This is a genomic window from Pseudomonas stagnisoli (assembly GCF_048595745.1).
GTDB lineage: Bacteria > Pseudomonadota > Gammaproteobacteria > Pseudomonadales > Pseudomonadaceae > Aquipseudomonas > Aquipseudomonas alcaligenes_A.
The window spans coordinates 4,094,722-4,108,577 of record NZ_CP184361.1; the positions used below are offsets into that span (position 1 = coordinate 4,094,722).

The 13,856-nt window shown below is 66.6% G+C and carries 11 protein-coding genes and 1 riboswitch; of the genes, 8 read left to right on the forward strand and 3 right to left on the reverse strand.

Annotated elements, in window-relative coordinates:
- Positions 1–74: 74 nt before the first annotated feature.
- Both tkt and ACOAPY_RS19650 read right to left on the reverse strand, forming a co-directional pair.
- Positions 75–2,075, reverse strand: a complete 2,001-nt coding sequence (gene tkt, locus ACOAPY_RS19645; protein WP_465154428.1) for a transketolase — start codon at positions 2,073–2,075, stop codon at positions 75–77.
- Between the two features lie 102 nt (positions 2,076–2,177).
- Positions 2,178–3,326, reverse strand: a complete 1,149-nt coding sequence (locus ACOAPY_RS19650; RefSeq protein ID WP_465154429.1) for a TDT family transporter — start codon at positions 3,324–3,326, stop codon at positions 2,178–2,180.
- Positions 3,327–3,440: 114 nt separating this feature from the next.
- Between ACOAPY_RS19650 and ACOAPY_RS19655 the strand changes: the two genes are divergently transcribed.
- The 4 genes from ACOAPY_RS19655 (at position 3,441) to ligB (ending at position 8,344) form a co-directional block, all read left to right on the forward strand.
- Entirely contained in the window at positions 3,441–4,337 is an 897-nt protein-coding gene (locus tag ACOAPY_RS19655; protein ID WP_465154430.1) for a LysR family transcriptional regulator, read from the forward strand.
- A gap of 46 nt (positions 4,338–4,383) precedes the next feature.
- Positions 4,384–5,379: an ArsR/SmtB family transcription factor gene (locus ACOAPY_RS19660; RefSeq protein ID WP_465154431.1), complete on the forward strand. Its 996-nt coding sequence runs from the start codon at positions 4,384–4,386 to the stop codon at positions 5,377–5,379.
- 13 nt (positions 5,380–5,392) lie between these two features.
- Entirely contained in the window at positions 5,393–6,583 is a 1,191-nt protein-coding gene (metK, locus tag ACOAPY_RS19665; protein ID WP_465154432.1) for a methionine adenosyltransferase, read from the forward strand.
- Between the two features lie 96 nt (positions 6,584–6,679).
- Positions 6,680–8,344 (forward strand): NAD-dependent DNA ligase LigB, encoded by a 1,665-nt coding sequence (gene ligB / locus ACOAPY_RS19670; RefSeq protein WP_465154433.1) that lies wholly within the window; start codon positions 6,680–6,682, stop codon positions 8,342–8,344.
- On the opposite strand, the gene ACOAPY_RS19675 is transcribed toward ligB, so the two are convergent.
- Positions 8,341–8,790, reverse strand: a complete 450-nt coding sequence (locus tag ACOAPY_RS19675) for a c-type cytochrome (RefSeq protein WP_076581120.1) — start codon at positions 8,788–8,790, stop codon at positions 8,341–8,343. The two genes, ligB and ACOAPY_RS19675, sit on opposite strands and share 4 nt — an antisense overlap.
- A gap of 172 nt (positions 8,791–8,962) precedes the next feature.
- Positions 8,963–9,051, forward strand: a riboswitch (S-adenosyl-L-homocysteine riboswitch).
- Between the two features lie 8 nt (positions 9,052–9,059).
- Here ACOAPY_RS19675 and ahcY point away from each other — a divergent pair.
- The 4 genes from ahcY (at position 9,060) to ACOAPY_RS19695 (ending at position 13,719) form a co-directional block, all read left to right on the forward strand.
- A complete protein-coding gene (gene ahcY / locus ACOAPY_RS19680) occupies positions 9,060–10,469 on the forward strand; it encodes an adenosylhomocysteinase (protein ID WP_465154434.1) in 1,410 nt (469 codons plus the stop codon).
- A gap of 60 nt (positions 10,470–10,529) precedes the next feature.
- Positions 10,530–11,375 (forward strand): methylenetetrahydrofolate reductase [NAD(P)H], encoded by an 846-nt coding sequence (gene metF / locus ACOAPY_RS19685; RefSeq protein ID WP_465154435.1) that lies wholly within the window; start codon positions 10,530–10,532, stop codon positions 11,373–11,375.
- Positions 11,376–11,482: 107 nt separating this feature from the next.
- Positions 11,483–12,859, forward strand: a complete 1,377-nt coding sequence (gene ppnN, locus ACOAPY_RS19690; protein ID WP_465154436.1) for a nucleotide 5'-monophosphate nucleosidase PpnN — start codon at positions 11,483–11,485, stop codon at positions 12,857–12,859.
- A gap of 86 nt (positions 12,860–12,945) precedes the next feature.
- Entirely contained in the window at positions 12,946–13,719 is a 774-nt protein-coding gene (locus ACOAPY_RS19695) for a substrate-binding periplasmic protein (RefSeq protein ID WP_465154437.1), read from the forward strand.
- Positions 13,720–13,856 lie beyond the last annotated feature (137 nt).

Genomic DNA, 13,856 nt, shown 5'->3' on the forward strand with positions numbered 1-13,856 from the left:
AGGGATGGGGAGAGGGTCGCCAGCAACGCAGCCCTCTCCCACTGCCCCTCTCCCGCAAGCGGGAGAGGGGTGACTCAGGCGTCCAGCAGCTCGGCAGCGGTTTCCAGGATGTTCTCGACGGTGAAGCCGAACTCCTCGAACAGCTGCGCGGCCGGCGCCGACTCACCGAAGGTGGTCATGCCGATGATGCGGCCTTCCAGGCCAACGTACTTGTACCAGTAGTCGGCATGCGAGGCCTCGATGGCAATACGCGCGCCCACCTGCAGCGGCAGCACGGCCTGCTTGTAGGCGGCGTCCTGCTGATCGAACACGCTGGTCGACGGCATGGAAACGACGCGGACCTTCTTGCCCTGCTCGCTCAGCGTCTCGAAAGCCTGTACGGCCAGGCCGACTTCCGAACCGGTAGCGATCAGGATCAGCTCCGGCTCACCGGCGCAGTCCTTGAGCACGTAGGCGCCGCGGGCGATATCGGCCAGCTGCTGGGCGTCGCGGGCCTGGTGCGGCAGGTTCTGACGGCTGAAGATCAGCGCGGACGGACCGTCGGCGCGCTCGATGGCGTACTTCCAGGCCACGGCGGACTCCACGGCATCGGCCGGGCGCCAGGTGTCCAGGTTCGGCGTGCCGCGCAGGCTGGCCAGCTGCTCGATCGGCTGGTGGGTCGGGCCGTCTTCACCCAGACCGATGGAGTCGTGGGTGAACACGTAGAGCACGCGCTGCTTCATCAGGGCGGACATGCGCACGGCGTTGCGGGCGTATTCCATGAAGATCAGGAAGGTCGCGCCGTAGGGGATGAAACCACCGTGCAGGGCCACGCCGTTCATGATGGCGCTCATGCCGAACTCGCGCACGCCGTAGAACAGGTAGTTGCCGGCCGCGTCGCCTGCTTCCACGCCCTTGCAGCCCTTCCACAGGGTCAGGTTGGAGCCGGCCAGGTCGGCGGAGCCGCCGAGGAATTCCGGCAGCAGCGGGCCGAAGGCGTTCAGCGCATTCTGGCTGGCCTTGCGGCTGGCGATGGTCTCGCCCTTCTCGGCGACATCCTTGATATAGGTGACGGCCTTCTCGGCGAAGTCAGCCGGCAGCTCGCCAGCCATGCGGCGCTTGAACTCGGCAGCCAGTTCCGGATGGGCCGCGGCGTAGGCAGCGAAGCGCTGGTTCCACTCGGCCTCGTTGGCAGCGCCGGCGGCCTTGGCATCCCACTCGGCATAGATGTCGGCCGGGATCTCGAACGGGCCATGGTTCCAGCCCAGCTTGGCGCGGGTCAGGGCGATCTCGTCGTTGCCCAGCGGCGCGCCGTGGCACTCTTCCTTGCCGCCCTTGTTGGGCGAGCCGAAGCCGATCACGGTCTTGCAGCAGATCAGGGTCGGGCGCTCGGTTTCGGCGCGCGCGGTCTTGAGCGCGGTCTGGATTTCCTCGGCATCGTGGCCGTCGACATTGCGGATCACCTGCCAGCCGTAGGCTTCGAAGCGCGCCGGGGTGTCGTCGGTGAACCAGCCGTGCACTTCGCCGTCGATGGAGATGCCGTTGTCGTCGTAGAAGGCGATCAGCTTGCCCAGGCCCAGGGTGCCGGCCAGCGAGCAGACTTCATGGCTGATGCCTTCCATCATGCAGCCGTCGCCCAGGAACACGTAGGTGTGGTGATCAACGATGCTGTGGCCGGGGCGGTTGAACTGCGCGCCCAGCACCTTCTCGGCGATGGCGAAGCCCACGGCATTGGCGATGCCCTGCCCCAGCGGGCCGGTGGTGGTTTCCACGCCCGGGGTGTAGCCGTACTCCGGGTGGCCCGGGGTTTTGCTGTGCAGCTGACGGAAGTTCTTCAGATCGTCGATCGACAGGTCGTAGCCGGTCAGGTGCAGCAGCGAGTAGATCAGCATCGAGCCGTGGCCGTTGGACAGCACGAAGCGGTCGCGGTCGGCCCACTGCGGGTTCTGCGGGTTGTGCTTGAGGTAGTCACGCCACAGCACTTCGGCGATGTCGGCCATGCCCATGGGGGCGCCGGGGTGGCCGCTGTTGGCCTTTTGCACGGCATCCATGCTGAGGGCACGAATGGCATTGGCTCGCTCACGACGGCTGGGCATCGCTAATCTCCTGCGGGGGGCTGGTCACGTAAAAGGCGCGTATTTTCGCCCAGCCAGGCCCCCAGGGGCAATGACAGATGGTCGAAGCCCCTTCCGCCAGCCTCAATCGGCGCTGAAAACGCCGTGGGCTGCGGGCTGTGGCGTACTCAGGCAAGGGGCACGGAACAGCTCGCCGTGCCACATTCCCCGCAGCGTGCGCTGCAGCACCAGCAGCCAGACCGCCGTCAGCTGCACCGCCAGCACCAGGCCGACCCAGGCGAAGAAGCGCAGCTCGGTCAGGTGCAGCAACTCGAAGGTGGCCAGGGCGAACACCCCGAGCGGGAAGGTGAAACCCCACCAGCCGAGGTTGAAGGCCATGTTGTCGCGCATGTAATGGCGAGTGAACAGAGTGGCGATGACCAGCCACCACAGACCGGCGCCCCACAAGGCCAATCCGCCGACCAGGCCGATGCCGTGCGCCAGCTCTGCCGCTGCGGCCAGCGGTGTACCGGCGAATGCGGCAGGCGCCGCCTGCCCCATGCTCAGCAGGCCGAGACAGCCAGTGGCCAGGGGCCCCAGCGGCAGCCAGCTGGTGGCGGCGAAGTCGGTGTCCGGCAGCTTGTGCAGGGCCAGGCGCAGCAGCACCAGGGTGATCAGCGAGAAAGCCAGGGCCAGCGACATACCCCAGAGAATGAAGCCGACCACCAGTATCTGGCGCGCGGCAGCCGGGTCCAGGTGCGGCGCCAGCGCGCCGGCGGCGCCTGCCGCTACCTCCGGCGCGACGATCGGCAGCAGCCACACGGCCGTCATCTTCTCCAGCGCGTGACTCTGCCGGGTAAACATCAGGTAGGGCACCAGCAAGGCGCTGCCCAGCGCCAGGGCCGCATCCAGCCACCACAGGCCGTGCGCCAGCGCATACACCCCCTCGCCCCAGCGCGCCGGACCAAACTGCAGCAGACCGTTGACCAGCACCGCCAGCCCCATCGGAATGGCCCCGAGGAACATCGACTGCACCGGGTGCAGCAGCATCGGCCACAGGGTGTCGCGGTGCAGCACCAGACGGGCGAGGAACAGCAGGGTGAACAGGGCGAACAGGGCCACACCGAACAGCCAAAGGGCTTCGGCCAGCGCCATGTGTCCAGGTACTGCCCAGGGTAGGCGGGCAATCACCAGAGCAAGCACGCCGGTACCCATGGTCACGGCGAACCAGTTGGGAGTGAAGTGACGGATGAATGCCCAGGGTTCGGGCAAGCGAGTAAAAGGACGAGGCATAAGACTCCGGTCGGGTGGTCCCGTGGGGTGACTACAGACAGGGTCAGGCTAAGGCGCCACTTGCCATATTAAAAATACATATTCAGCATCACATGGATACCTAATTGATATGGCATGTCTATGAACCTGCACCACCTCAAGGTCTTTCTCGCCGTCGCCCAGGCCGGCAGCGTCAGCCGTGGCGCGGAGACCCTGCACATCAGCCAGCCGGCGGTGACCCGGGAAATCCGCGACCTGGAGGCCAGCCTCGGCCTGACCCTGTTCGACCGCCACCCGCGCGGCGTGACGCCCACTGAGGGTGGCCAGCGCCTGCTGCAGTTCGCCGAGCGCATCTTCGCCCTGGAGCAGGCTGCCGAGCGGGACCTGCGCGACCTGGCCGGGCTCGGCCATGGCGAGCTGAGCCTCGGCGCCAGCGCCACCCTGGGCGCCTACTGGCTGCCACCGCTGCTCAATCGCTTCCGCGAAAGGCACCCTGGCGTGTTCGTCAGCCTGCAGATGAGCAACACCCGGGAAGTGCTGCAGCAGCTGGATGACGCACTGATCAGCCTGGGTTTCGTCGAAGGCCCCTTCCCGGCCGAGGACTATGCCCACCACCTGCTCGCTCGCGACCAGTTGCTGCCGGTGGTCGGCCCCGCGCACCCACTGGCCGGCCGCCAGAGCCTGCGGCTGGCCGAGCTGCAGGCGCACGAACTGTACCTGCGCGAACCCGGCTCCGGCGCCCGAGCCAGTATCGAGCAGGCCTACCGCAAGCACGGCCTGGAAGCACGCGCGGCGATGATCGGCGGCGGCACCGAGCCGCTCAAACGCCTGATCGCCGGCGGACGCGGCATCGCCTGGTTGTCGCAGTTGGTGGTGGAAGAGGAACTGGCCGACGGCCGCCTGGTGCAGCTCGATGTACGCGATCTGCAGATCGAACGCGAGCTGCATGTGCTGTGGCGCCCGGGCAGCCGCCTGAACCCGGCGCCAGCCGCCTTACTGCAGATGATCGACAGCAATATCAAAACTTTTTGATATTGCTGTTGCTGGATGAAAAGTGACCGACTAGACTGCCCGCCCTATGAATATGCGCGTGCCCCAGCTCCGCTTCGAGCCAGCCGATGAGCTCGCCGCCCTGTGCAAGGCCGGCGGCGACCCGCTGCGCCTGAACGTACTGCGCGCGCTGGCCAACGACTCGTTCGGCGTGCTGGAACTGGCGCAGATCTTCGCCATCGGTCAGTCCGGCATGAGCCACCACCTCAAGGTCCTGGCCCAGGCCGGCCTGGTGGCCACCCGCCGCGAAGGCAACGCCGTGTTCTACCGCCGTGCCCTGCCGCAGGGCGAGCTGCTCGGCGGCACCCTGCACGGCGCGCTGCTGGCGGAAGTCGACGGCCTGCAGCTACCGGCCGAAGTCGAGGCGCGCATCGCTGCCGTGCACGCCCAGCGCGCCGCCGCCAGCCGCGACTTCTTCGCCCGCGCGGCAGACAAGTTCCAGGCCCAGCAGGACCTGATCGCCGGCCTGCCGCAGTACCGCGACAGCGTGCTGGCACTGCTCGATGCGCTGGGCTTCGCCGCCGGCAGCACGGCGCTGGAAGTCGGCCCCGGCGATGGCGGCTTCCTGCCGGAGCTGGCCCGCCGCTTCGCCCGGGTGGTAGCGCTGGACAACAGCGAGGCGATGCTGGAGCTGGCGCGCCAGCGCTGTGACAACGAACAACTGGGCAATGTCGAGCTCAAGCTCGCCGATGCCCTCAGGGACGAGATCGACGCCGCCGACTGCGTGGTGGTGAACATGGTGCTGCACCATTTCGCCGCCCCAGCCGAGGCGCTGAAGCAGCTGGCACGCCTGGTCAGACCGACCGGCAGCCTGCTGATCACCGAGCTGTGCAGCCATGACCAGAGCTGGGCCAGGACGGCCTGCGGCGACCTCTGGCTAGGCTTCGAACAGGAAGATCTGGCCCGCTGGGCCGATGCCGCGGGGCTCACGCCCGGCGAGAGCCTCTATGTGGGCCTCAAGAACGGCTTTCAGATTCAGGTACGGCACTTTGCCAAGCCGGATGCGAAGCAAACTCAGGTATGAATAGGATTTTGAAATGAGCGAATACTCCCTGTTTACCTCCGAATCCGTGTCCGAAGGCCACCCGGACAAGATCGCCGACCAGATTTCCGATGCCGTCCTCGACGCCATCATCGCCCAGGACAAGCACGCCCGCGTGGCCGTGGAGACCCTGGTCAAGACCGGCGTCGCCATCGTCGCCGGCGAAGTCACTACCAGCGCCTGGGTCGACCTCGAGCAGATCGTCCGCGACGTGATCTGCGACATCGGCTACACCAGCTCCGACGTCGGCTTCGACGGCGCCACCTGCGGCGTGATGAACATCATTGGCAAGCAGTCCCCGGACATCAACCAGGGCGTCGACCGTGCCAAGCCGGAAGACCAGGGCGCCGGCGACCAGGGCCTGATGTTCGGCTACGCCAGCAACGAGACCGACGTGCTGATGCCGGCACCGATCTGCTTCTCGCACCGCCTGGTCGAGCGCCAGGCCGAGGCGCGCAAGTCCGGCCTGCTGCCGTGGCTGCGTCCGGATGCCAAGAGCCAGGTCACCTGCCGCTACGAGAACGGCAAGGTGGCCGGCATCGACGCCGTGGTGCTGTCCACCCAGCACAGCCCGGAAGTATCGCTGCCCGACCTGCGTGAAGCGGTGATGGAGCTGATCATCAAGCACACCCTGCCGGCCGAGCTGCTGCACAAGGACACCCAGTTCCACATCAACCCGACCGGCAACTTCGTGATCGGCGGCCCGGTAGGTGACTGCGGCCTGACCGGGCGCAAGATCATCGTCGACTCCTACGGCGGCATGGCCCGTCACGGCGGCGGCGCCTTCTCCGGCAAGGACCCGTCCAAGGTCGACCGTTCGGCTGCCTACGCCGGCCGCTACGTGGCCAAGAACATCGTTGCCGCCGGCCTGGCCGAGCGCTGCGAGATCCAGGTGTCCTACGCCATCGGCGTGGCCCAGCCGACCTCCATCTCGATCAACACCTTCGGCACCCACAAGATCGCCGAAGACAAGATCATCCAGCTGGTGCGCGAAGTGTTCGACCTGCGTCCGTACGCCATCACCAAGATGCTCGACCTGCTCCACCCGATGTACCGCGACACCGCGGCCTACGGCCACTTCGGCCGCACCCCGCAGCAGAAGACCGTCGGCAACGACACCTTCAGCACCTTCACCTGGGAAAAGACCGACAAGGTCGACGCCCTGCGCGCCGCCGCCGGTCTGTAAGGCCCAGTTGCCGCGACGCAAAGCCCCGCTTCGGCGGGGCTTTTTTATGCCCTGGGCTAGGCTTGTCGCTTGTCACCCTGAGCAAGGACGCTCGCCATGCCCCCTCGCCTCTTTCCACTGTTTCTGGCCCTGTGCGCCGGCCAGGTGGCCGCCGTGCCCTGCCCCGACTGGCCCGCCGAACGGGCTCGACGGGAGCTGGCGGCACTCGCCGCGCAGCTCGCCGACTGGGACGACGCCTATCACCGCCAGGGCCGCTCGCCGATCAGCGACGAACTCTACGACCAGTCGCGCCAGCGCCTGGAAGACTGGCAGGCCTGCTTCCCCGCCCAGGCTCCGGCAGCCATAGCTCCGCTGCAGGGCGCAGGCGGCCCCATCGCTCATCCGGTGGCCCAGACCGGCCTGGCCAAGCTGCGCGACGAAGCGGCGGTGCGCGCCTGGATGGCCGGGCGCGACGACCTGTGGATCCAGCCCAAGGTCGATGGCGTGGCGATCACCCTGGTCTACCGCGACGGCCGCCTGCAGCAGGCGATCAGCCGCGGCGACGGCCGCAGTGGCCAGGACTGGACGGCGCGCGCCCGGCTGATCGATGCCATCCCGCAACACCTGCCCGACCGCGCCGAACTGATCCTGCAGGGCGAGCTGTACTGGCGCGTCGCCGATCACGTGCAGGCCCGTGACGGCGGCAATGGCCTGCGCGGCCTGGCCGCCGGCGCCATGGCGCGCGGCACGCTGGATGAACCGCGCGCCCGGCAGGTGGGCCTGTTCGTCTGGGACTGGCCGAACGGCCCGGCGAGCATGACCGAGCGCCTGCAGGGCCTGCGCGCGCTGGGTTTCGCCGACAGCGTCGCGCTGACCCTGCCGCTGCGCACGGCGGCGGAGGCCGGCCAGTGGCGCGAGCGCTGGTATCACCAGCCCCTGCCGTTCGCCAGCGATGGCGTGGTGCTGCGCCAGGGCCAGCGCCCATCTGGCGACAGCTGGATCGCTGAGCCGCCGAGCTGGGCCGCGGCCTGGAAATACCCACCGCGTCAGGCCCTGGCCCAGGTGCGTGCCGTGCGGTTCGAGATTGGCCGCACGGGGCGCATCACCCCGCTATTGCAGCTGCAGGCGGTCGAACTGGACGGACGCCAGGTGCGCCGCGTCAGCCTCGGTTCATTGCAACGCTGGCGCGAGCTGGATGTGCGGCCCGGCGACCAGGTGGCCATCGCCCTCGCCGGCCTGACCATCCCGCACATGGAGAGCGTGGTCTGGCGTGCCCAGCAGCGCACGCAACTGCAGGTACCGGAGCCGGCGCAGCACCACGCCCTCAGCTGCTTTCGGCCGACGCCCGGCTGCGCCAGCCAGTTCGCCGCGCGCCTGCAGTGGCTGGGCGGCAAGCAGGGCCTGGCGCTGTCCGGCGTCGGCGCCGGCACCTGGGAAAAGCTGCAACTGCAGGGGTTGCTGGACTGGCTGACACTGGCGGAAGAAGAACTGGCCCGCCGCCCGGGCTTCGGCCAGCGCAGCGCGGCAAGCCTGTCCGCCAGCTTCGCCAGCGCGCGGCAGCGCCCCTTCGCGCAATGGCTGCGCGCCCTGGGCCTGCCACCCAGCGGCTCGGCGCCGCTGCAGGGCGATTGGGCAGCACTGGCGGCACGCGAGGCAGCGGACTGGGACGCCTATGCCGGCGTGGGCCCGACTCGAGCCGCCCAGCTGACAGCCTTCTTCCGCCACCCGGAGGTGCTGCACCTGCGCGAACAGTTGCAGCGCAGCGGCATCGAGGGTTTCTAGTAGATGCGGAACTCTTCGTGGCAGGCCTTGCAGGCCGCCTCGACCTTGGCCACCGGCGCCTCCAGTGCGCGCGCCTTCAACGGTTTGACCTGGGCGGCGCCACGCAGCTCGGCGGTGGCGGCTTCCAGCTCCCGCGCCAGCTGCTGGAAGCGCTCCTGGCGCTGCCACACCTCATCGCGCGCCTGGCTGTCGCCGTCGCTTTCGCGCACCTGCGGGAAGTACTGCCAGGGCTGGCGCGACAGCTCGTCGAGCTTGGCCGCGCCCTCGGCGAAACGCTGCTCATTGAAACTCAGGCGTCCGCGCAGCATGCCGCCCAGATCTTCGCTGGTGCGCAGCATCTCTTCGAACAGGCCCTGGCGCTTGCCCAGCGGAGAGTTGGGATCGACCCGGTCACAGCCCACCAGCAGCGTCACAGCCAGCAGGCCAAGGAGCAGTTTCGACTTCATATCTACAGCCAATCATGGACGAAGGGGGCAACAGTATTGCCAGTCCCCCCTCGATCGCCAAGCGCCAGGCTGTCGCAGAATGCTGCACGACGGAAGACCTTGGGCTGCGCCGCCTGGATGGCTATAATCGGCGGGCTTCACATGGCCGGCTTCACCCGGTCATGCCCGCCACCTGTCCGAGGGGCGCTGCAGCAGGCTGAAAGACCGCCTGTCAGGCTCGGATGGGGCGTTACCCAAACGCATCAACGGCGCCCATTCGCAGACAACGAATGGAGAGCTTTTGCATGAGCGCTGCTTTTACCGATTATAAAGTCGCCGACATTTCCCTGGCCGAGTGGGGCCGCAAGGAACTGATCATCGCCGAGTCCGAGATGCCGGCACTGATGGGCCTGCGTCGCAAGTACGCTGCCAGCCAGCCGCTGAAAGGCGCCAAGATCATCGGCTGCATCCACATGACCATCCAGACCGGCGTGCTGATCGAGACCCTGGTCGCGCTGGGCGCCGAAGTGCGCTGGTCCAGCTGCAACATCTTCTCCACCCAGGACCAAGCGGCCGCTGCCATCGCCGCTGCCGGCATCCCGGTTTTCGCCTGGAAAGGCGAGACCGAGGAAGAGTACGAGTGGTGCATCGAGCAGACCATCCTCAAGGACGGCCAGCCGTGGGACGCCAACATGGTGCTGGACGACGGCGGTGACCTGACCGAGATCCTGCACAAGAAATACCCGCAGATGCTTGAGCGCATCCACGGCGTGACCGAAGAAACCACCACCGGTGTGCACCGCCTGCTCGACATGCTCAAGGCCGGCACCCTCAAGGTCCCGGCGATCAACGTCAACGACGCGGTCACCAAGAGCAAGAACGACAACAAGTACGGCTGCCGCCACAGCCTGAACGATGCCATCAAGCGCGGCACCGACCACCTGCTGTCCGGCAAGCAGGCGCTGGTGATCGGCTACGGCGACGTGGGCAAGGGTTCGGCCCAGTCCCTGCGTCAGGAAGGCATGATCGTCAAGGTCACCGAGATCGACCCGATCTGCGCCATGCAGGCCTGCATGGACGGCTTCGAGCTGGTCTCCCCGTACAAGGACGGCATCAACGACGGCACCGAGGCCTGCGTCGACCGCGACCTGCTGGGCAAGATCGACCTGATCGTCACCACCACCGGCAACGTCAACGTGTGTGACGCCGGCATGCTCAAAGCCCTGAAGAAGCGCGCCGTGGTGTGCAACATCGGCCACTTCGACAACGAGATCGACACCGCCTTCATGCGCAAGAACTGGGCGTGGGAAGAGGTCAAGCCGCAGGTGCACAAGATCCACCGCACCGGCGCCGGCAGCTTCGATCCGGCCAACGACGACTACCTGATCCTGCTGGCCGAAGGCCGCCTGGTGAACCTGGGCAACGCCACCGGCCATCCGAGCCGGATCATGGACGGTTCCTTCGCCAACCAGGTGCTGGCGCAGATCTTCCTGTACGAGCAGAAGTTCGCCGACCTCTCCCCGGAGAAGAAGGCCGAGCGCCTGACCGTGGAAGTGCTGCCGAAGAAACTCGACGAGGAAGTGGCGCTGGAAATGGTCAAGGGCTTCGGTGGCGTCGTCACCCAGCTGACCAAGCAGCAGGCCGACTACATCGGCGTCACCGTAGAAGGCCCGTTCAAGCCGGACACCTACCGCTACTGATGCACCGGGAAGGCGGGGCGGCAACGCCCCGCCTTCTTCGCGTCTGCAAGGACCAGATTTATGTCGCAAGAACGTCGCTACAGTTTCGAGTTCTTCCCCACCAAGACCGAAGCCGGTCACGAGAAGCTGATGGGCGTGGCCCGCCAGCTGGCCGGCTACAACCCGGATTTCTTCTCTTGCACCTACGGTGCCGGTGGTTCCACCCGCGACCGCACCCTCAACACCGTGCTGCAGCTCGATGGTGATGTCGGCGTGCCGACCGCGCCGCACCTGTCCTGCGTCGGTGACAGCAAGGACGAGCTGCGCAGCCTGCTCAGCCAGTACAAGAATTCCGGCATCAAGCGCATCGTCGCGCTGCGCGGCGACCTGCCGTCCGGCATGGGCATGGCCAGCGGCGAACTGCGCTACGCCAACGAGCTGGTGGAGTTCATCCGCCACGAGACCGGCGATCACTTCCACATCGAAGTGGCCGCCTACCCGGAAGTGCACCCGCAGGCGCGCAGCTACGAGGACGACCTGCAGAACTTCGTGCGCAAATGCCGGGCCGGCGCCAACAGCGCCATCACCCAGTACTTCTTCAGCGCCGACTGCTACTTCTACTTCGTCGAGCGCGTACGCAAGCTGGGTGTGGACCTGCCGATCGTCCCAGGCATCATGCCGATCACCAACTACAGTAAGCTGGCACGCTTCTCCGACGCCTGCGGCGCGGAGATTCCGCGCTGGATCCGCAAGCAGCTGGAAGCCTATGGCGATGACCTGGACAGCATCCAGGCCTTCGGCGAGCAGGTGGTGACCGAAATGTGCGAACGCCTGCTGCAGGGCGGCGCTCCGGGCCTGCACTTCTATACCCTCAACCAGGCCGATGCCAGCCTGGCCATCTGGAACAACCTCAAGCTGCCGCGCTGAGGCGAGCGCGCCGCCCGGCAACTTTGCGGCGGCGGCGCGATCTCATACCAGACACCCCCTGCGCGCCGCCGTTCCGACGCGGGCGCGCGTCCGACACGGAAGCCTCGATGACTCTGGTACGCAACAAGATCAACGCCTCGGTAAGCCCCAAGGGCAGCCTGGAAACCCTCTCCCAGCGCGAAGTGCAGCAGCTGCGCGAGACCGGTTCCGGGAGCATCTACGCCCTGTTCCGCCAATGCGCGCTGGCGATCCTCAACACCGGTTCGCACAGCGACAACGCCAAGACCATTCTCGAGGCCTACCCGGATTTCGAGGTGCTCATCCATCAGCAGGACCGCGGCATTCGCCTGGAACTGCGCAACGCCCCGGCCGATGCCTTCGTCGATGGCGAGATGATCGCCAGCACCCGCGAGATGCTGTTCAGCGCCCTGCGCGACATCGTCTACACGCAAAGCGAGCTGGAAAACCAGCGCATCGACTTCGACAGCTCGCAGGGCATCACCGACTACGTTTTCCACCTGCTGCGCAACGCCCGCACCCTGCGCGCCGGTGCCGAGCCGCGGATGGTGGTGTGCTGGGGCGGCCACTCGATCAGCACCGAGGAATACAAGTACACCAAGAAGGTCGGCCACGAGCTCGGCCTGCGCCGCCTGGATATCTGCACCGGCTGCGGTCCCGGCGTGATGAAGGGGCCGATGAAAGGCGCCACCATCGCCCATGCCAAGCAGCGCATCGGCAGCGGCCGCTACCTGGGGCTGACCGAGCCGGGCATCATCGCCGCCGAAGCGCCCAACCCGATCGTCAACGAGCTGGTGATCCTGCCCGACATCGAGAAGCGCCTGGAGGCCTTCGTCCGCGTCGGTCACGGCATCATCATCTTCCCCGGCGGCGTCGGCACGGCCGAGGAGTTCCTCTATCTGCTAGGCATCCTCACCCATCCGGACAACGCCGACCTGCCCTTCCCGGTGATCCTTACCGGCCCGCGCAGCGCCGAGCCCTACCTGCAGCAGCTGCATGACTTCATCGGCGCCACCCTTGGCCGGACGGCCCAGCAGCGCTACCGGATGATCATCAACGACCCGGCCGAAGTGGCCAGGCAAATGGCTGCGGGGATCAAGGACGTGGCGCAGTTCCGCCGCGAGCGCAACGATGCCTTCCATTTCAACTGGCTGCTGAAGATCGACGAAAGCTTCCAGCGTCCGTTCGTGCCGACCCATGCCAACATGGCGTCGCTCGACCTGACTCGCGAGCAGCCGGTGCATGCACTCGCCGCCAACCTGCGCCGCGCCTTCTCCGGCATCGTCGCCGGCAACGTCAAGGCCCACGGCATCCGCATGATCGAGGAGCACGGCCCCTACGAAATCAAGGGCGACCCGAGCATCCTGCGTCCGCTGGACCGCCTGCTGCATGCCTTCGTCGAGCAGCATCGCATGAAGCTGCCGGGCGGCAGCGCGTATATACCCTGTTACAAGCTGGTCAGCTGACCGGTACAAAAAGCAGACGAAAGAAACCGACCTCTGCCACGAGCCCCACTACAGTCATAAAGGTACTCGAGTGAGGACACTGCATCGTGGCAAGAGTCTCCGCACTGATCGTTCTGCTCGGCTGGTGCATCACCGGCCATGCTCAGCCCCTCAAGGTGTGCACAAACGAATGGCCGCCCTACACCCTGCTGGAGGACGGCCAGGTCCGCGGCATTGATGCCGACCTTCTGCAACTGGCGCTCAGCAACCTCGGCGTCAGCTATGAAATCACCTTGGAGCCCTGGCGGCGCTGCCTGCGCAAGATGGCCGATGGCAAGCTGGATATCCTGCTGGACGCTTTCTACAGTGACGAGCGCGCCAAGACCATGATCTTCCCCAGCGAGCCCATGGCCGAGAGTGCCATGGTCCTATTCCATGCGCGGACACGGCCCTACAACATCCGTTCGGTGGACGATCTCACGGGCCTGCGGGTCGGCACCGAGCCGGGCTACGCGTACAGCCACGAAGCATTCGCCACTGGCACGCACTTTATCCGGGAGGACGCACCAACCCTGGATGCCAACATCGGCAAGTTGATGTTGGGCCGCATCGACCTGGTCATCACCGATCGTGCCGTCGGCCTGTTCACCGCCAAGAACCTCGGCGTGCAGGATGAGATTGCCTACAGCCCCCAGCCACTCTATAGCGACCATGTGTATGCAGCCTTCAGCCGACGCTCCGAAGCCGCCGCACTGGTGCCCAGCTTTGAGCAGGAACTGCGGCGCCTGAAGCAGTCGCCCGAGTACACCGCCATCCTGCAGCGCTACCATCAGCACTCCACCGCACCAACCGCCGGGCAGAGCAACGCTAGCGCAGACTAGCGGCTCTGTTATACTCGGGCCTCTACGCCAGGCTTGCGCCCGGACGCTCGGCAACCCATCGCCCAGCAGTACCGGACGGGATCGTTCAACCAGAGCGATTCAAGCCAGACTCTTCCCCATCGGGCTTTCGCCCCATA